Raw genomic sequence first — 18849 nt, 5'->3', positions numbered from 1 at the left:
AGCGGGAATATAACACGAAAGGCGGATAGGCTGAATGCCGGTGGCAAGCGCTAGAGCTGCTCGTCGAAAAACCCCAGCAGACGCATTGGCAGCCAGTCCAGATTGCCCGGAAAGGCACCACTGACAAAGCCCACATGCCCGCCGGATTCCGGGTACTCTGCCTGCACGCAGCTTGGCAGGGCGGCCGGATCCGGCAGGGCGGCGGCCGGATAGAAGGGATCATCCCGGCTGTTCAGGAGCAGGGTGGGCAGGGTGATATTACCGAGCAGAGGCTTGCTCGACGCCCGCTGCCAGTAATCATCCACGCCGGCAAAACCGTGCAAAGGCGCGGTGACGGCATCGTCGAAGCCGCGCAGATTGCGGGCCCGGCGCAGGGCGGCTAGATCATAGATGCCAGGATGACGCTGCAGGCGGGCGACAGCGCGGGGTTTGAGGCTGCGCAAAAAATGCCAGGTATAGACGCGGTTGAGACCCACGCCCAGCACCTCGCCGGCCACGGCAAGCTCCATCGGCGCACAGACGGCGGCGGCGCCATCGAGGACATCCCCGGCCGCGGTACCGCGCTCGCCGAGATACTTCAAGAGGGCGTTGCCGCCGAGCGAGACGCCAACGGCAAGGCAAGGTGCAGATCGCCCACGCGTCAGGCGTTCCAGGATCCAGGCGATTTCGGCGCTGTCGCCGGCATGATAGGCGCGCGCCAAACGATTGGGCTCGCCGCTGCAACCGCGAAAATGCGGCACGACGAAGCGCCAGCCGCGTTGCCGGCAGGCGGCGGCCAGAGCGCGGGCGTAATGGCCGCCCGAGCCGCTTTCCAGGCCATGGAAAAGCACCAGCAAGGGTGACTCGCGGGAACCACTGACCCAATCGAGATCGATGAAATCCCCGTCCGGGGTTTCCCAGCGTTCGCGTTGATAGCTGACAGGAGGACGTGGCGCGAACAGGGCGGCATAGAGCGTTTGCGCATGGCCGCCGCGCAACCATCGAGGGGCTACAAAGGGAGGAGTCCGAGGCAACGAAGATGCGCGGACGCTAGTCTTCGATATAGGCGTCGTTGGCCTTGAGGAAGGCTTCCAGATCTTCCAGGCAGCTGCCGCAGCCGGTACCGCAGCCGGCATGCACCATGATCAGGTCCATGAAAGGCAGGGGCTCGGCTCGCTGGCGCGCGAGGATCTCGTTGAAGGTCGCTTCCGAGCAGCAGCAGTAGGGGCTCAGATCGACTTGCGTATCTTCTTTACGTTGGGCGGACATGGGAACTCCACAGCTTAAAAATGGCCTATCCTTAGACAGATCGGCGCACGATGGTTCCGGCGTACCAATGATATAGGAGCCTCAGTCGGACGCCAAGGCCATTATAAAGGCCTTTTTCCTGATCTGTCCGCAAATCGCGCGTACAGCGATCAACTATTCCATTTGTCCAGAAAAACAATGGAGCGGCCATGACCACCACCTGGATTCTCGTTGCCAATGCCAGTAATGCCAGACTGTTTGCCAACCGGGGCTGCAACAAGGGCCTTGAACTACTGGAGGAGCTCGAACATCCCGACAGCCGAAAAAAGGGTATTGATCTTGTTACCGACGACCGCGGCCGTCAGCAACAAAGCGCAGCTCCCAGCAAGGGTCGTCCTGGTGCCACCGCCTCCCGCCCCGCCATGGAGCCATCCACGGGCCCCAAGGAAGTGGAGGCACAGCAGTTCGCGCAGGAGCTGTGCGAGCGCATGAATCAGGGGCGTACCCAGAAGGCATATGACCGCCTGGTACTGATCGCCCCGCCGCACTTCCTGGGCCTGCTGCGCGAGACCCTGGACCACAACACCGCCAGTCTGGTGATGGACAGCCTCAACAAGGACTACACCAAACTTGCCGAAAAGGATCTCACCGAAACCCTGGGCGGCATTCTCTGCCCCTGAGCCTTGCACAGTGAAGCCTCGGGCGCCATGTCACAGGGTGCAGCGCGGCGCCAAGCCTGATATGCTCAAGCGTTGACAAACATGCCATCGAGGAACTGCCATGACGCGCAGCATGACCGCCTTTGCCCGGCAGGAGCAGAATGGCCCCTGGGGCCTGCTCTCCTGGGAACTGCGCTCGGTGAATCACCGCCATCTGGAGATCAGTCCGCGTCTGCCCGAGGAATTGCGCGCCTTGGAGGGCAAGGTGCGCGAAACGATCCAGGCGCGATTGCGCCGGGGCAAGATCGACGCCACTCTGCGCTGGGCGCCACCGGTGGCCGGCGAAAACACCGCCCTGCAGGTCAATGAGGACCTGCTGCAGGAGCTGTCGCGACTGGCCGGAGATCTCGCTGACCGCTTTGAGGCGAAGGCGCCGTTCTCGGCCCTGGAGCTGTTGAAATGGCCGGGCGTGCTGCAAAGCCCGGCGCTGGACAACGAGCAGCTACAGGCCAGCGCCCTGCAATTGCTGGAGCACACCCTGGAAGAGCTGGGCGCCAGCCGCGCGCGCGAGGGCGAAAAGCTTGCCGGATTGATCCGCGAGCGCCTCGACGCCATGGAAACCGTGATCAGCGAGGTACGCACGCGCTTGCCGCAGGTGATCGCGGATTATCGTCGGCGACTGGAGGAGCGGCTTGGGGAATTGCGCCGCGACATGGACCCACAGCGTCTGGAGCAGGAAATGGTGCTGTTTGCCACCCGCATCGACGTTGCCGAGGAGGTTGACCGGCTCGGCACGCACATCAACGAGGTGCGCCGCGTCCTCAATGGCCGTGACGCGGTGGGCAGACGCCTGGATTTCATGATGCAGGAACTCAACCGCGAGGCCAATACCCTGGGCTCGAAATCGGCCGACACCCAGACCACCCAGGCGGCAGTCAGCCTCAAGGTCCTGATCGAGCAGATGCGCGAGCAGGTCCAGAACATTGAATGATGACCCGGGTCAGGAGCACCTGGCCCCGAAAAGGAAGCACATGCTGGACGGCAATCGTAACGGTATTCTCTGGATCATCTCCGCGCCCAGCGGGGCCGGCAAGACCAGCCTGAGCCGGGCGCTGATCGAACACACGCCACAACTGCGCCACTCGGTGTCCTATACCACGCGCCCGGCGCGGCCCGGTGAAACCAGCGGCGAGCATTACCATTTCATCGACATCCCCACCTTCGAGCAGATGGTCGACCAGGGTGCCTTTTTGGAACATGCCCGGGTATTCGGCAACTACTACGGTACCAGCGAGGACTGGGTCAAGCGCCAGCTGCTGGTGGGCACGGACGTGCTGCTGGAGATCGACTGGCAGGGCGCGCGCCAGGTGCGCGAGCGCCTGCCAAAGCATACCGTGAGCATCTTCATCCTGCCGCCGTCCACGGCGGCGCTCGAAAGCCGTCTGCGCCAGCGTGGCCAGGACGATGACAAGGTGATCGCGTTGCGCATGCAGGAGGCACAGCGCGAGATGGTACATTACGACGAGTATGATTACGTGGTGATCAATGACAGCTTTGAGCTGGCACTGGAGCAGCTGCACAGCATCGTCGCGGCGGAACGGCTGCGGCTCTGCCGCCATACCGAGGAAATGCGCCAGCGCATGCACGAGCTGCTGGGCCTCTAGCCCTTGCAGACAGGCCTGCGCATTTAAGCTAAGATATTGTTTTCATTCACACTGTTTTTGAACCAAGCAAAGGATGCAAAATGGCCCGCGTGACCGTTGAAGATTGTCTGCACAACATCCCCAACCGCTTCGAGCTGACCCTGGCGGCCGCCCGGCGCGCGCGTCAGCTCGCCATGGGTGCCACCCCGCTGGTGCCGGACGACAAGGACAAGCCCACCGTCATCGCCCTGCGCGAGATTGCCGAGAGCAAGGTTGGCGCCAGCGTGCTCGATGAACCCGTGGTGACGGAGTTCGCCAGCACACAGCGGCGAATAGAGGAAGACCCCATCATCTAGGGCAACTGATGCACTTCATTCCACCCGCCAGCGAAAACCGCCTGTCCAGTTCGGATGCAGCCCTGCTGCAACCCCCGGAACCGGCGCATCCCGACTGGCACGCGCCCCTGCTCCCCGACCTGCAGCTGCCCGATCCTCCGGGACCGCAGGCCTTCGATGCCCTGCGCGAGGTGCTCGGGCAATACATGGAGCCAGACGAGGTCGAGGCGGCCTATCTCACCTTCGTCTATGGCGCAATGGCGCATCAGGGCCAGAACCGGCGCAGCGGCGAGCCCTATATCCACCACCCCCTGGCCGTGGCCCGCATCCTCGCTGAACTGCGGCTCGACCTGCCCTCCATCCAGGGCGCCATCCTGCATGACGTCATCGAGGATACCGGCGTCAGCAAGGAAGAGCTGGCGCGCGTATTCGGCCAGAGCGTGGCGGACCTGGTGGATGGCGTCACCAAGCTCGGCAAGGTGCACTTCGAGACATCCGAGGAAGCGCAGGCAGAGAATTTCCGCAAGATGCTGCTGGCCATGTCCAAGGACATCCGGGTGGTGCTGATCAAGCTCGCCGACCGGCTCCACAACATGCGCACCATGGGCGTGATGATCTCGGAAAAGCGTCGGCGCATCTCGCGCGAGACCCTGGAGATCTATGCCCCCATCGCCCAGCGCCTGGGCATCAATCCGATCCGCATCGAGCTCGAAGAGCTGGCCTTCGCTCACCTCTATCCCAAGCGCTGGCATGCGCTCTCGGAAGCGATCCGGGCCTCGCGCGGCAACCGCAAGGAAGTGGTGACGCGGATTCGCGCGGCCATCGAGGAGCGCCTGCGCCAGGAAGGCATCAGCGGCGAGGTGCTGGGACGCGAGAAACACATCTACAGCATCTATCAGAAGATGCAGAAGAAGTCCCTGTCCTTCAGCGCCGTCAGCGATATCTATGCGTTTCGCATCATCGTCGATTCGGTGGACACCTGCTATAGGGTGCTGGGCCTGATTCACAATCTCTACAAGCCGATTCCGGGGCGCTTCAAGGACTATATCGCCATCCCCAAGGCCAACGGTTATCAGTCCCTGCATACGGTGCTGTTCGGGCCCTTCGGGCATCCGATCGAGGTGCAGATCCGCACCGAGGACATGCACCGGGTCGCCGAGGCCGGGGTGGCGGCGCATTGGCTCTACAAGAGCGGCGAGTCCTCCAGCCGAGCCCAGGCCCAGGCCCGCGCCTGGGTGCAGCATCTGCTGGAACTGCAGCAAAAGGGCGGCGACTCGCGCGAGTTCCTGGAGAGCGTGAAGATGGATCTGTTTCCGGATCAGGTCTACGTCTTCACCCCCAAGGGCAAGATCATGAGCCTGCCGCAGGGCGCCACTGCCGTGGATTTCGCCTATGCCGTGCATACCGATATCGGCAATCACTGCATCGCCGCCAAGGTCAACGACCAGTTCGTGCCCTTGCGCACGCTGTTGAAAAACGGCGACCACGTGGAGATCATCACGGCCCAGAGCGCCTCGCCCAATCCGGGCTGGCTGGATTTCGTTGCCACCGGCAAGGCGCGGGCAAATATCCGCATGCATCTGAAGAATATCCAGCACGCCGAGGCCGAGGCCATGGGCAAGCGCCTGCTGGACAAGGCACTGCGCTCGATGGGCGGCACGCTGGAGGCGGTACAGGAGCAGGACTGGCAACGCATCCTGCCCACCTTCCGGGTCGGCTCGGCCACGGAGCTGCTGGAGGCCATCGGCATGGGCAATGCCTATCCGCTGGTGGTGGCGCACAGTCTCCTGCCAGAGCAAGTGGAAGGTGAAGGCGGCGTGCCCGAGCGGGACAAGACCTTCTCCTTGAGCATTCGCGGCACGGAAGGCATGGCCGTCACCCTGGCGCGCTGCTGCCATCCGATCCCGGGCGATCCCATCCTCGGCTTCGTCACCGCCGGGCGAGGCATCGTCGTCCACACCCATGACTGCCCGAACATCCAGGAATGGCGCAAGCGCCGCGACAAGTGGGTGGACGTGCAGTGGGATGCCAAGGTCAGCGGCGAATATCCTGTGACCATCCGTACCGTGGTCGAACATGCGCGTGGCGTGCTGGCCAGGCTCGCCACCCTGATCGCCGAGGAGGGTTCCAATATCGATCACGTCGACATCGAGGAGCGGGATGGGCTCTATACCGGCATCACCTTTACCGTCGATGTGACGAATCGCCAGCACCTTGCGCGCATCATGCGCGCGCTGCGCAGCCTGCCGGTCGTGTCCCGGGTCCAGCGCCTGAAAGGTTAGCATGAGCACATCCGCCCTCTCGCAGCCCGGCTGGCTGAGTGATGCCATCACCATCATCAATTATCCCCTGTTCCAGTTTGGCGGGGTGGTCATTCGCCCTTACGGCCTGTTGCAGTTCCTGCTCATCCTCTTTCTGGGTTACTGGCTGTCACGGGCCGTGCGTCATGCCGTCACGCGGCTGGCCGCCGATGGCACCCGCTTCGATCCGAGCGCTGCCTATACCCTGTCGCGCATCCTGCATTATGCGATCGTCGCGATTGCCATCGTGGTTGCGCTTTCAAGTCTCGGCGTCAACCTGAGTCATCTGGCCTTTCTCGGTGGCGCGGTAGGTGTGGGTCTGGGCTTCGGGCTAAAGAACATCTTCAGCAACTTCATCTCGGGCATCATCCTGCTGTTCGAAAAGACCCTGAAGGTGGGCGACTTCATCGAGCTTTCCAGTGGCACGCGCGGACTGGTGAAGGAGATCAACGTGCGTTTCACCCGGGTGACCACCAATGATGGCGTGGACATCCTGGTGCCGAACTCGGATTTCATCAACGGTCAGGTGGTGAACTGGAGCTTCGATGAGCTGACCCGGCGCATTCACATCCCCTTCGGGGTTGCCTACGGCAGTGATCGGGAACTGGTGCGCCGGGTGGTCAGCGAGGCCGCGGCCCGCCTGCCCGGCACGGATCTGCATGATCGGCGTGCGCCGCAGGTCTGGCTGGTGGGCTTTGGCGACAGCGCCCTGAATTTCGAGCTGGTGGTCTGGGTGGATCGCCAGCGCATGGTCAGCCCCGGCGCCACCCAGGCCGCTTATACCTGGGCCATCGCCGAGGCCCTCGACCAGCACGGCATCGAGATCCCCTTTCCGCAGCGCGATCTGCACATCCGCTCCGGGCTGGCTGATCTCGAGCACAGGCGTGCCGAAATCCCGCTGCCGGAGCAGCGGCTGGCGACCAAATAGAACTCAATCCCGGTATCGGGCGTCCAAGTGCGAGGTGGTGAAGCAATGTCCAGAGAAGCCGTTCATAGCGAGCAAGCCCCGGCCGCGATCGGTACCTACAGCCAGGCCATGATCCAGGGGGGACTGCTCTGGCTCTCCGGCCAGATCCCGCTGGATCCGCACAGTGGCCAACTGGTGGAAGGCGACTTCGAAACCCAGCTCAGACGGGTGCTCGACAATCTGCAGGCGGTCTGCCAGGCCGCTGGCACCGAGCTTGGGCGGGCCGTGAAGCTCAACGTCTACCTGACGGATCTCGGCAACTTCGCCACCGTCAACCAGGTCATGGAAGGCTACTTCGACCGGCCCTACCCGGCGCGGGCCGCCGTGCAGGTGTCGGCCCTGCCCAGAGGTGCCGTGGTGGAAATCGACGGAGTCGTGGCGCTTTGAGCCCGTCCGGGAGGAAGCATGCAAGAGAATATCGAACCCAGTCTGCGCATCATGGAACTGCTTGCCAGTCATCCCGAGCTGCGCGAGGTCCTGCACCGCAATGGCGCGTTCTGTGATGAATGCGTGGCCGCGAACTTCGATACGGTGCAACAGGCGGCGATCATGCATGGTCTTGATGTGCAGGAATTGATCGCGCAGCTGCGGGCCGCGAAGTCCTCCTGAACTTGCCCGGCATCGATCCCCAGGCGCCAGTCAGCACCCTCAAGGGCATCGGCCCGGCGGCCTTGCTGCGCCTTGGCAATCTGGGGATTGCGCGGGTCCAGGATCTGCTGTTCCATCTGCCGCTGCGTTATCAGGACCGGCGCCGCATCCTGCCCATCGGCAGCCTGCAACCCGAACAGGAAGTGGCGGTACGCGGCCAGATCGAGCTGGCGGAAGTGGTGCCCGGCAAGCGCAATATGCTGGTGGTGCGCATCAGCGACAACACCGGCTTCCTGTCGCTGCGCTTTTTTCACTTTCACCCGGGCCTCAAGGCGCAATTGCGCCGGGGACTGGCCATCTGGTGCTTTGGCGAGGTGCGCCGGGCCTTCAATGGCCTGGAGATGATACACCCCGAGTGGCAGGTGGCGGCCAGCCCCATCGCTCTGAACACCCCCACCCATCTGACCCCTTTTTATCCGGCCACCGAGGGCCTGAACCAGGCGCAACTACGCCGCTGGATCGGCGAGGCCCTGGACAATCTGAGCGCGCTGCCAGACCTCCTGCCCGAGCCGCTACGCCAGGGGCTGCCGGATCTGCATACCGCCCTGCGCACCATTCATCAGCCTCAGGGCGAGCCGCCCGATCCCTTCCACCCGGCCCACCGGCGCCTGGCCTTCGAGGAGTTGCTGGCGCACAGGCTGGCCCTGCAACTGCTGCGCAGCCGGCGGGTCATCGAGGAGGCCCCGGTGCTGGCCGGCGCGGGCCGGCTCTGGGAAGACCTGCTGGCGCAACTGCCCTTCCAGCCCACTGGCGCGCAACAGCGGGTGATCGCCGAGATCCGCGCCGACATGGCGCGCGCCACGCCGATGCAGCGCCTGCTACAGGGCGATGTCGGCGCCGGCAAGACCCTGGTGGCGGTGGCGGCCAGCCTCTATGCCATCGAGGCCGGCTATCAGGTCGCGCTCATGGCGCCCACCGAGATCCTGGCCGAGCAGCACCGCGAGAGTTTCGCCCGCTGGCTGGCGCCACTGGGGATTGACAGCGGCTGGCTGGCGCAGAAGCAGGGCAGTGCCGAACGGCGCGAGACCCTGGCGCGACTGGCCAGCGGCGAGATTCGCATGGTGGTGGGCACCCATGCGCTCTTTCAGGAAGAGGTCCGCTTCCAGCGCCTGGGCCTGGTGATCATTGACGAGCAGCACCGCTTTGGGGTAGATCAACGGATGCAGTTGCGCGGCAAGGGCGAGAACCCGCACCTGCTGGTCATGACCGCCACGCCCATCCCGCGCACCCTGGCCATGACCCTGCATGCCGACCTCGATCTCAGCGTGCTTGATGAACTGCCGCCGGGGCGCAGCCCCATCGACAGCGTGGTCATCAGCGATCAGCGCCGCGAGGAAGTGATCGAGCGGGTGCGCCACGCGGTGCTGACCGGCCGGCAGGTCTACTGGGTCTGCCCGCTCATCGATGAATCCGAGGCCCTGCAGTTGCAGGCCGCCGAGCAGAGCTATGTCGAACTCAGCGAGGCCCTGCCGGAACTGCGGGTGGGCCTGGTGCATGGACGGCTCAAGGGTGCGGAAAAGAGCGCGGTGATGGAGGCCTTCAAGGCCGGCGAGATCCAGTTGCTGGTAGCCACCACGGTGATCGAGGTCGGGGTGGACGTGCCCAATGCCTCGCTGATGATCATCGAAAACGCCGAGCGCCTGGGCCTGTCGCAATTGCACCAGTTGCGCGGCCGGGTCGGGCGGGGCAGCGCCAAGAGTGCCTGCGTGCTGATGTATCACCCGCCGCTGTCACAAAAGGGCCGCGATCGGCTGGCCATCATGCGCGAGAGCCAGGATGGCTTCGTGATCGCCCGCAAGGACCTCGAACTGCGTGGACCCGGCGAGTTTCTCGGCGTGCGCCAGACGGGCCTAGCCAACCTGCGCATCGCTGATCTCAGTCGCGATGAAGACCTGCTCGACCAGGTGGCCGAGTCGGCCGCGGCCCTGCGCCAGACTTCGCCTGCGCTTTGCCATGCCCTGGTGGATCGCTGGCTGGCCGGGCGACTGGACTACGGCGACATCGCCTGATAGTGAACACGTGTGATCTCATCCAACAGGTACAAGGCAAACGCGTCACCATGACCATCGACAATGCCGCCAAACTCTCGGCCATCCTCGCCATACAGCAGGAAATCGCCGAGGCCCCGCTCGATCCCGAAATGCTGATGAGTCTCATCGTGGAGCGCACCCGCGCGCTTACGGGGGCCGAGAGCGCGGTGATCGAAGTGGTCGAGGGTGACAATCTGCGTTACCACTGCGTCTCCGGCATCTTGACTCCATTCCGGGATCTGCGGCTGGCCATTGGAAACAGTCTGTCTGGCCTGGCATTAAGGGGCAAGGGATTGCTGCGCTGTGATGACGCCGAGACCGACCCGCGCGTGGACCAGGAAACCCGCCGAAAAACCGGGGTACGCTCGATGCTGGTGATGCCACTGTGCCATGGTGACAACTGCCATAGTGTCGTGAAAGTGCTGTCCACTCGGACCCATGCCTTCACAACCGAAGATGAACTGGCCCTGCAGATGCTCGCCGGTCTGCTCGGCGCGGCCCTGCAGCATGCCCGGGACTTTCAGGCGCTGGAGAAGATCACGGTCGAACACGAACGTGCGCGGCGATTTCTGGAAGCCTTCATGGAACAGGCCGCTGAGGGTATCGTCGCCTGCGATGCCGAAGGCCAACTCATCCTCTTCAGCGAGGGAATCCGCCAGTCTCATGGCCGTGACATTGCCCCCATCCTGCCGGATGGCTGGGCCAGCTACTATGGCCTGTATCAGCCAGATGGCCTGACCCCGATGCGCAAGGAAGAAGTGCCCCTCTATCGCGCCTTTTGCGGAGAAAGCTTCCGGGGCGTGGAAATGATGATTTACACGCCCGAGGGTCAGCAGCGAACCGTGGTAACGCAAGGCCAGCCCATTCACGGCCCCGAGGGAGAAAGGCTCGGCGCCCTGGTGCTCATGCACGACATCACCGAGATCCGCCAGGCCGAGCAGGACCTGCGTCAGGCGAATGCCGCCCTGCGCCAGCGCAAGGCCGAGTTGACCGCGCTGAATCAATCGCTGGAATCCTTCAGCTACTCGGTCTCCCATGATCTGCGCGCGCCGCTGCGCGCGCTCGATGGCTTCGCCCGCATCCTCGAAGAGGACTACGGCGACAGGCTCGATGCCGAGGGCCAGAAGCACCTGGAACGCATCCGCGGGGCAAGCCAGCACATGGCTGCGCTCATCGACGCCCTGCTGGAACTGAGCCGGCTGGACCGCCAGCAGTTGCGGATTCAAAAGATCGATCTTGGCCAGATCTCCAGAACGATCAGCATGCGCCTGCGCCAGAGCGATCCGGCGCGCGAGGTCGTCTTCGACATCCCGGAAAAGCTGCCGGCAGAAGCGGATCCCGGGCTGCTCGAGCGGGTACTGGAAAACCTCATCGGCAACGCCTGGAAATTCAGTGCGGGGAAGTGTCCGGCACGGATCAGCATCGGTTCGGAAAGCCAGGGTGAGGAAATCGTCTATTTCGTGCGTGATAACGGTGCGGGCTTTGACATGAATTACGCGCATAAACTCTTTCAGGTGTTTCAGCGCCTGCACAGCAGCAGGGAGTTCGAGGGCATCGGCATCGGATTGAACATCGTCAAGCGCAGCATCGAGCGCCATGGCGGACGGATCTGGGCCGAGGGCAAACCCAGCGAGGGCGCAACCTTTCGATTCACGCTGCAACGGTCAATGGTCTGATTCCAGGTGGCTCCCTTGCCAGTAAAACTCCCAAGGCGCCACTTGCCATGCGCCATCAATACAGAGAAAAACATTGATCCATAGCAGCACCAACATCGCCATCCATGCCAGTTATGACCTGACCCTGGTCATGCTGTCGATCGTAGTCGCCATCGGGGCGGCCTACGCCGCGCTCGAACTGGCCGGCCGGGTCGCAGTGACGCAGGGCCGGCTGCGCCTGGTCTGGCTGCTGGGTGGGGCCACGGCCATGGGCATCGGCATCTGGTCGATGCATTTCATTGGCATGATGGCGTTTCAGATGCCGATGCCGATGCACTATGATTTCGGCACGACCGCGCTATCGATGATCATCGCCATCATCGCCTCTGGCGTGGCCCTGTTCATCAGCAGCCGCAACACGCTGGGTGCAGCCCCCTTGCTGGCCGGCGGGCTATTCATGGGAATCGGCATTGCCGCGATGCATTATGTCGGCATGGCAGCCATGCGCATGCCTGCGGTGCTCCACTATGATCCCTGGCTGTTTGCCGCGTCCATCCTGATCGCCATCACGGCATCCATTGCTGCGCTGTGGCTGGCCTTCAGGCTCAAGGGAGAAAGCCTGGCCTACTGGAGTTGGAAGAAGATCGGCAGCGCCACTGGCATGGGCATCGCCATCGCAGGCATGCATTATACCGGCATGCAGGCGGCCATTTTCGCCCCCCTGGGCGATTCCAGCGAGGCCCTTGCAAGGGGCATGAGCATCAACAGGCTCGGCGCGGCCGCACTTGGCTTCGGCGTGCTGCTGATGCTCGCGATCACGCTCATCAGCGTGTACAAGGAATTTCTGCAGCGCGAGCGGGAACGCCGTCAGGAACGCCTGTTGCAGGAAACCCGCGAGTTTCGCGACAAGGTCATGCAGAGCGTCAGCAACGCCATCTTCGCCCTGGATCTGCAGGGCCGCCTCACCCTCGCCAACCATCGTGCCGCCGACATGACCGGCCAAGCGCTTGAAACTTTGATCGGCCAGCGCTTTTCCAGTTTGTTCAAGGATACCAGCCGCAGCGAGATCGACGCGAGTTTCGCGCGAGTGGCAAGCCAGGGTGAAGAGATACGCGACATTGAAATCGAACTGCCCGACGCCTCGGGCGAGATCAGGACCGCCAGCATCAGCATGGCGCCCCTGCTCGAAGGCGGGCGGGTCATCGGCGTGGTGAGCACGGTTGAGGACATCAGTGAGCGCAAGCTGGCGGAAGATGCCATCCGGCAACTGAATGTAACACTGGAGCAACGAGTTGCGGAACGCACCCTGGAGTTGAGCGCCATCAATACCCGGCTTGAGACTTTGAATCGGGAACTGGAAACCTTCAGCTATTCCGTCTCCCATGATCTGCGGGCGCCATTGCGGGCAATTCATGGCTTCAGCCAGGCCCTGCTGGCAGATAGCCAGGGCAATCTGAGTCATGAAAGCCAGCAGCATCTGTCAAGAATACTGAGCGCCAGCCAGCGCATGGGCGTCCTGATCGATGATCTGCTCGCTCTGGCCCAGATCACCCGCAGCGAAATCCATCGGAAATCGCTGAACATCAGCGCCATCGTGCATCGGGTTGCCGAGAACCTGCAGGCGCAGCAGCCAGAGCGCCGGGTAGAGTTCGTTGTCCAGCCCCGTATCATTGCCTGTGGGGATGCGCGACTGCTTGAAATCGTGCTGGAGAACCTGCTGGGCAATGCCTGGAAATTCACCCGGCACCAGGCGAACGCGCGGATCGAATTCGGGGTGCGGGAAGAGTGCATCTACTTCGTGCGCGATAACGGGGCCGGATTCGACATGAACTATGCCGACAAGCTGTTCACGCCCTTCCAGCGTCTGCACAGCAGCAAGGAATTCGAAGGCACCGGCATCGGTCTGGCTACCGTCGGGCGCATCATCACGCGCCACGATGGCCGCATCTGGGCCGAGGGGAAGCCGGGAGAGGGCGCGACCTTCTATTTCACGCTCGGACCTGCACCGGGTGATCAGAACCTGTAGCCAACCCCCACCAGCACGCTCTGCTGGCGGGTGCGACTGCGTGGTTCCCGATAGAACTTGCCATTGTACTCGGAGACATTGGACTCGCCGTAGCCGAAGCGCTCGTAAGCCAGGTCGGCCTTCAGGTGCCAGCGGGCATCGAGGCGATAATCGAGCCCCGCGCCGAGCCGGTAGTAGGGCTTCCTGCCCAGTTCTTCCCGCAGATCGACGCTGTCGACATTGATCATCCCGTAAACCGTGCTGCCCCCGGCGGCCTGCAGGCTGGCCACCAGGCGCTCCGACAGGGCAGCCTGCGCGGTCAGGGAAAGCCCGGCATGCACATCGAAGTATTGTTCATCATAGCCGCCGATGCCCTGCAGGGAGCGATTCCAGAAACGGGATCCGATCTCGGCACCGGGAATGAGGGCCAGGGCGCCGCCAAGTGGCTGCAGATAGCCGATGCTGACGCGGGCGGTCTGCATCAGGTTGTCGGTGGTGGACTGGTGCGGCGTGATTTCGCCAGTGTTCAGGTTCTGCAGATAACCGTCGTAATCCGTCTCGCCCGCCGCCAGCCGCACTTGCGCCTGGTAGAGCCAGGCGTCCTTCAGCCAGCGGCCTTCCAGGGCCAGGGCTCCCAGCGTGCCGTCCTCCCTGTCGAGATAATCCGTCGGCACCTCGCCGTAATCGTCGTGCTCGAAATAATCCTGCCCCAGCGCACCGATCTGTACACTGACGGTCTGATTCACCTCGCGCAGCGGGGCAGGGATTTCCGCCAGGGCGGATGTTGCTTGCAAGGATGACAGGACCATGGTCAGGCGCAGGACGGACGTTTTCAAGGAACCTCCTCGGCAGGGACGCAATTCGCAGTAGCCCGGATCATGCCAGTGCCTCATCAGCGTGGCAAGATACCTTCAAAGTGCATTGACCTTGCCGCTTAAAGCAGGGAATATCCATGAGCAGCCTCACCGATCACCCATAAGGAGAACCGCGCCCATGCTCTATGGCATCCTGAAATTCCTGCACGTCGCCGCCATGCTCACCTGGGTCGGCGGGATGTTCTTTGCCTACATGGTTCTAAGGCCGGCGGCCGCGGAACTGTTGCAGGCGCCAGACCGGCTGCGGCTCTGGCGCGGGGTGTTCGGGCGTTTCTTTCCCTGGGTCTGGGCGACGGTGGCGCTGATCCTCGTCAGTGGATTCGGCATGATCTTCGATACCGGCGACATGAGCACCGCGCCTATCTATGTCCACCTCATGCTGGGTCTTGGGCTGGTAATGATGCTGATCTTCGCGCACGTCTTCTTTGCGCCCTACCGCCGCCTCAAGCGCCAAGTCGAGGCCCAGAACTGGGCGGATGCCGGCAAGGCCCTGGGACAGATCCGCATGCTGGTGGGTATCAACACCCTGATCGGCTTCGTCGTGGTCTTCATCGCCACCCACAAGCTGCTTTTCTGATCCGTGCCGGTGTGCTCTGCAAGGCGGCCAGGGCCCGCCAGTCGGCCACCACGCGAGTTGCGCGGCTGGCTGGGGGTGTCGGGTTCCTTCACCGAGGCCCTGCGTCGGCATTGCCAGGGTGCGATCCGGGCACAGATCCTGCGCCAGGCCCATGTCCGACCCCGCCCCGACGAGGCCCGGCTGCTGCGTCTGGGTCCGGGCGAGCAGGCCCTGCTGCGTGAAAGCCTGCTGTACTGCAGCCACTGCCCGACGCCCTGGATCCACGCCCGCACCCTGATCCCGCTGCGCCACCTGCGCGGCACCCTCAAGCCCCTGGCACGCTGGGGCAGCCGACCCATTGGCGACCTGCTGTTTCGCAGCCCCTGCCAGGCCCGGCGCCTGCGGCTCGACATCCTGCGGCTGGCGGGGACGCCGGCAACTGCGGGACGTCTCTGGGCCCGGCGCTCGCTCTATCAAAGCTGTGATCAGCGCCTGCTGGTGCAGGAAATCCTGCTGCCGGCCCTCCTCCCTTTCCGTGAATGACATGATGAGCAAGATCCGGGACTATCTGGAACTGATGCGCATGCATCGCCCCATCGGCACCCTGCTGCTGCTCTGGCCAACCTACTGGGCCCTGTTTCTGGCCGGGCGTGGCCACCCCGACCCCCTGCTGGTGCTGGTCTTTGGCCTGGGCGTGCTGCTGATGCGCTCGGCCGGTTGCGTGATCAACGACTATGCCGACCGCGATTTCGATGCCCACGTGGCACGTACCCGCGACCGCCCGCTCGCCAGCGGCCGGGTCAGTCCGCGCGAGGCGCTAGGCCTCTTTGTCGTGCTGGTGCTGATCTCCGCCAGTCTGCTGCTCTTTCTCAATTGGTTGACCATTGCCCTGGCGGTGATTGCCCTGCTGCTGGCCGCGACCTATCCTTTCTTCAAGCGCTTCACCCATCTGCCCCAGGCCTACCTCGGCATTGCCTTTGGCTGGGGCATTCCCATGGCTTTCGCCGCCCAGACCGGACAGGTCCCGAATCTCGCCTGGCTCCTGCTGGCGGCCAATATCGCCTGGGTGCTCGCCTATGACACGGCCTACGCCATGGCGGATCGGCCGGATGACCTGAAGATCGGCGTCAAGTCCACGGCCATCCTGTTCGGGCGCTTCGATCGGCTGATGATCGCCCTGCTGCACGGTCTGGCGCTGGGGCTCCTGTACTGGGTGGGACGCCAGGCCGGACTTTCCTGGCCCTTCGACCTGTCCCTGCTGCTGGCGGCCGGACTCGCCCTCTATGAACAGTGGCTGATCCGCGATCGCGACCGCCTGCGCAGCTTTCAGGCCTTTCTGCACAATAACTGGATCGGCATGACCGTCTTTGCGGGCATACTGGGCGGACTGTACATACCCGCTTGAGGTCTTTTTCTGGTATGCATCTGGACTGGGTCCACAAAACAATTCACAAGCCGGCTCTGGCCGTGAATTCCGGGCTTGCACACACAATCCCAGCGACCCGTCAAGGCTCGGAAGACAAGCGCCTGATTCAATTAACCATTTACTTTCGCCATTTTTTTGGGCAAAGGCCTAAGCCCATTGTCTTACGAGACTTTTGTCCTAGTTTCCACGAGTGTCCACAAAGTTATCCACAGAATTTGTGAGCAAGCACAGTAAGTCCGCGCCACACAGGGTTTTTTCCGAAAATCACATGAACCGCTCCAGTTCCGCCCCAGGCTTTTTGCGCGTTGCCGTGTTTGCGCCGCTGCGCCAGACCTTCCACTATCTGCCCTGTCCCACGCCCTGGGCCTGGCAGCCGGGGCAACGGGTCCGGGTGCCCTTTGGAAAAGCCCAGCGGCTCGGGATCGTGCTGGGCCTGGATCCGGTCCCCGACCGGGATCCTGCGCAACTCAAGGCAGTCCTCGAAGTGCTCGACCCGGAGCCGCTCCTGCCCGCCAGCCTGCATGCCCTGCTGCATTTTGCCGCGCAGTATTATCATCACCCGGTCGGCGAGATCTGGGCCACGGCCCTGCCGGTACTGCTGCGCAAGGGACTGATGCCATTTCCGCCGGAAACCTGCTGGGGCCTGAGCGATGCCGGCCGGGCGCAACTGCAGGCCGGGCTGAAACGCGCGCCGCGCCAGCAGCAGGCGCTCGCTTTCCTGGCGGCACAGGCAGGCAGCACCCCGGAATCCGCCCTGCCCGCCGCCTGGGGCAAGGGCTGGAAGTCGCTGCGCGACACCTGCGCCGCCAAGGGCTGGATCTGCGCGCAGGCACCTGAAAGCCGGGCACCCCTGCAGATCCCGCCATCGCCCTTCGCGCTCAACCCCGATCAGACGGGCGCCGTGGCGGCCATCCAGGCCGCCCAGGGCTTTGCCCCCTTTCTGCTCGATGGCGTCACCGGCAGCGGCAAGACCGCGGTCTATCTGGAAGTCATCGCGCCGCTGCTGGCCCAGGATCGCCAGGCCCTGGTATTGGTGCCGGACATCAGCCTGACCCCGCAGTTATTGCAACGCTTTGCCGCGCGCTTTGGCGCCAGCCAGGTCGCGGCCCTGCACTCGGGACTGACCGACATCCAGCGTCTGGCCATCTGGAGCCGGGCCCGGCGCGGCGAGCTGGCGGTCATCATCGGCACCCGCTCGGCGCTCTTTACGCCCCTGGCGCGCCCCGGCATCCTGATCATCGACGAGGAGCACGACAGCTCGCTCAAGCAGCAGGATGGCTTTCGCTATTCGGCGCGGGATCTCGCCATTGTCCGCGCCCGGCTGGAAAACGTGCCGGTGGTGCTGGGTTCGGCCACGCCCTCGCTGGAGAGCCTGCACAATGCCCGCCAGGGACGCTTCCGGCACCTGATTCTGCCCAGGCGGGCGGGCAATGCCAGCCTGCCGCAGGTCGGACTCATTGATCTGCGCCGCCAGGCGCTGCAGGGTGGCCTGTCCCAAACCCTGATCAAGGCCCTGCGCGAGACGCTCGCGCGCGGCGAGCAGGCCCTGCTGTTCATCAACCGGCGCGGCTATGCCCCGGCCATTCTCTGCCATGAATGCGGCTGGGTGGCCAACTGTCGGCGTTGCAGCGCGCCGATGACCCTGCACCAGGGCGTGCGGCGCCTGCGCTGCCACCATTGCGGCGCCGATCACGCCATTCCGGCGCAGTGCGGCAATCCGCTCTGCGGCAGCCCGCAGCTGATCCCGCTGGGCCAGGGCACCGAACAGGTGGAAAGCGTGCTGCGCGCCCTGCCGGATCTCGAAGTACCGATCCAGCGCATTGATCGCGATGCCGTGCGGCGCAAGGGCGAACTCGAAGCCGCGCTGGAAGAGATCCAGCAGGGCGCGCCGCGCATCCTCGTCGGCACGCAGATGCTCGCCAAGGGCCACCACTTCCCGCAGGTCACTTTGGTGGGCATCATCAATGCCGACCAGGGGCTTTTCAGCGCTGACTTTCGCGGGCAGGAACGCCTGCTGGCCCAGGTGCTGCAGGTCGCTGGGCGCGCCGGGCGTGCCGAGCGGCCCGGACAGGTCTTGATCCAGACCCACCACCCCGACCACCCCTTGATGCAGGCCCTGCGCGCGCTCGACTATGGCGCCCACGCCGAGGTCCTGCTGACCGAGCGCGAGCTCACCGGCCTGCCGCCGTTCAGCGCCCTGGCCCTGCTGCATGCCGAAGCCCAGCAGCCGCCCCAGACCCTGGAATTCCTGCATGACGCGGCACGCTGCCTGCATCACCCCGAGCTGCGCGCCCAGGGTCCCCTGCCGGCACCCATGGAGCGCCGCGCCGGCCACTATCGCGCCCAGCTCTGGCTGCATGCGCCGCGCCGCGAAACCCTCGCCCAGGCGCTGGGGCCCTGGCTGCAGGCCATCGAAAAGCTCCCCAGCGCGCGGCGGGTACGCTGGACCCTGGATGTCGATCCGGTGGAGCTGCTTTGATCGCCGCTGCCAATTCCCCAGCGGCGCCGATTGCATTAAACTTG

At 64.0% G+C, this 18849-nt stretch carries 18 protein-coding genes; 15 read left to right on the top strand and 3 right to left on the bottom strand.

Going from position 1 to position 18849, the window contains the following annotated elements; translation table 11 throughout:
- Positions 1 to 50 precede the first annotated feature (50 nt).
- Positions 51 to 977, bottom strand: coding sequence for a YheT family hydrolase (locus tag WOB96_RS08845; protein ID WP_341370932.1), 927 nt, complete (start codon positions 975 to 977; stop codon positions 51 to 53).
- A 52-nt stretch (positions 978 to 1029) separates the two neighbouring features.
- The gene (locus WOB96_RS08840) at positions 1030 to 1248 is read right to left on the bottom strand and encodes a (2Fe-2S)-binding protein (RefSeq protein WP_341370931.1); all 219 of its coding nucleotides are present in this window, start codon (positions 1246 to 1248) and stop codon (positions 1030 to 1032) included.
- A gap of 188 nt (positions 1249 to 1436) precedes the next feature.
- On the opposite strand from WOB96_RS08840, the gene WOB96_RS08835 reads away from it, so the two are divergent.
- The 11 genes from WOB96_RS08835 to WOB96_RS08785 all read left to right on the top strand — a co-directional run bounded on the left by WOB96_RS08835 (position 1437) and on the right by WOB96_RS08785 (position 13490).
- The gene (locus WOB96_RS08835; RefSeq protein WP_341370930.1) at positions 1437 to 1907 is read left to right on the top strand and encodes a host attachment protein; all 471 of its coding nucleotides are present in this window, start codon (positions 1437 to 1439) and stop codon (positions 1905 to 1907) included.
- Between the two features lie 100 nt (positions 1908 to 2007).
- Positions 2008 to 2877, top strand: a complete 870-nt coding sequence (locus WOB96_RS08830; protein ID WP_341370929.1) for a YicC/YloC family endoribonuclease — start codon at positions 2008 to 2010, stop codon at positions 2875 to 2877.
- A 40-nt stretch (positions 2878 to 2917) separates the two neighbouring features.
- The gene (gene gmk / locus WOB96_RS08825; RefSeq protein WP_341370928.1) at positions 2918 to 3550 is read left to right on the top strand and encodes a guanylate kinase; all 633 of its coding nucleotides are present in this window, start codon (positions 2918 to 2920) and stop codon (positions 3548 to 3550) included.
- 80 nt (positions 3551 to 3630) lie between these two features.
- A complete protein-coding gene (rpoZ, locus tag WOB96_RS14490) occupies positions 3631 to 3885 on the top strand; it encodes a DNA-directed RNA polymerase subunit omega (protein WP_423229731.1) in 255 nt (84 codons plus the stop codon).
- An 8-nt stretch (positions 3886 to 3893) separates the two neighbouring features.
- Positions 3894 to 6146, top strand: coding sequence for a RelA/SpoT family protein (locus tag WOB96_RS08815; protein ID WP_341370927.1), 2253 nt, complete (start codon positions 3894 to 3896; stop codon positions 6144 to 6146).
- A gap of 1 nt (position 6147) precedes the next feature.
- Complete coding sequence (locus WOB96_RS08810) at positions 6148 to 7092, top strand: mechanosensitive ion channel family protein (RefSeq protein WP_341370926.1); 945 nt, start codon at positions 6148 to 6150, stop codon at positions 7090 to 7092.
- 45 nt (positions 7093 to 7137) lie between these two features.
- Positions 7138 to 7518: a RidA family protein gene (locus WOB96_RS08805; RefSeq protein WP_341370925.1), complete on the top strand. Its 381-nt coding sequence runs from the start codon at positions 7138 to 7140 to the stop codon at positions 7516 to 7518.
- An 18-nt stretch (positions 7519 to 7536) separates the two neighbouring features.
- Positions 7537 to 7740 carry a DUF1858 domain-containing protein gene (locus WOB96_RS08800; RefSeq protein WP_341370924.1) on the top strand — a complete coding sequence of 68 codons (204 nt, stop codon included), beginning with the start codon at positions 7537 to 7539 and terminating at the stop codon, positions 7738 to 7740.
- A gap of 2 nt (positions 7741 to 7742) precedes the next feature.
- A complete protein-coding gene (gene recG, locus WOB96_RS08795; protein ID WP_341370923.1) occupies positions 7743 to 9788 on the top strand; it encodes an ATP-dependent DNA helicase RecG in 2046 nt (681 codons plus the stop codon).
- A 50-nt stretch (positions 9789 to 9838) separates the two neighbouring features.
- Positions 9839 to 11485, top strand: a complete 1647-nt coding sequence (locus tag WOB96_RS08790; protein ID WP_341370922.1) for an ATP-binding protein — start codon at positions 9839 to 9841, stop codon at positions 11483 to 11485.
- 73 nt (positions 11486 to 11558) lie between these two features.
- Positions 11559 to 13490, top strand: coding sequence for an MHYT domain-containing protein (locus WOB96_RS08785; protein WP_341370921.1), 1932 nt, complete (start codon positions 11559 to 11561; stop codon positions 13488 to 13490).
- On the opposite strand, the gene WOB96_RS08780 is transcribed toward WOB96_RS08785, so the two are convergent.
- Positions 13478 to 14305, bottom strand: a complete 828-nt coding sequence (locus tag WOB96_RS08780) for a hypothetical protein (RefSeq protein ID WP_341370920.1) — start codon at positions 14303 to 14305, stop codon at positions 13478 to 13480. The genes WOB96_RS08785 and WOB96_RS08780 overlap by 13 nt on opposite strands.
- 157 nt (positions 14306 to 14462) lie before the next feature.
- On the opposite strand from WOB96_RS08780, the gene WOB96_RS08775 reads away from it, so the two are divergent.
- The 4 genes from WOB96_RS08775 (at position 14463) to WOB96_RS08760 (ending at position 18805) form a co-directional block, all read left to right on the top strand.
- Positions 14463 to 14921 (top strand): CopD family protein, encoded by a 459-nt coding sequence (locus WOB96_RS08775; protein ID WP_341370919.1) that lies wholly within the window; start codon positions 14463 to 14465, stop codon positions 14919 to 14921.
- A gap of 57 nt (positions 14922 to 14978) precedes the next feature.
- Positions 14979 to 15443: a chorismate--pyruvate lyase family protein gene (locus WOB96_RS08770; protein WP_341370918.1), complete on the top strand. Its 465-nt coding sequence runs from the start codon at positions 14979 to 14981 to the stop codon at positions 15441 to 15443.
- 4 nt (positions 15444 to 15447) lie between these two features.
- Positions 15448 to 16305: a 4-hydroxybenzoate octaprenyltransferase gene (ubiA, locus tag WOB96_RS08765; RefSeq protein ID WP_341370917.1), complete on the top strand. Its 858-nt coding sequence runs from the start codon at positions 15448 to 15450 to the stop codon at positions 16303 to 16305.
- A gap of 289 nt (positions 16306 to 16594) precedes the next feature.
- Positions 16595 to 18805 carry a primosomal protein N' gene (locus WOB96_RS08760; protein WP_341370916.1) on the top strand — a complete coding sequence of 737 codons (2211 nt, stop codon included), beginning with the start codon at positions 16595 to 16597 and terminating at the stop codon, positions 18803 to 18805.
- The last annotated feature ends 44 nt before the right edge of the window (positions 18806 to 18849 follow it).

Source organism: Thermithiobacillus plumbiphilus, assembly GCF_038070005.1.
GTDB lineage: Bacteria > Pseudomonadota > Gammaproteobacteria > Acidithiobacillales > Thermithiobacillaceae > JBBPCO01.
The sequence above is the reverse complement of the archived record's forward strand: the minus strand, read 5'-3'. Positions and strand labels throughout refer to the sequence as shown.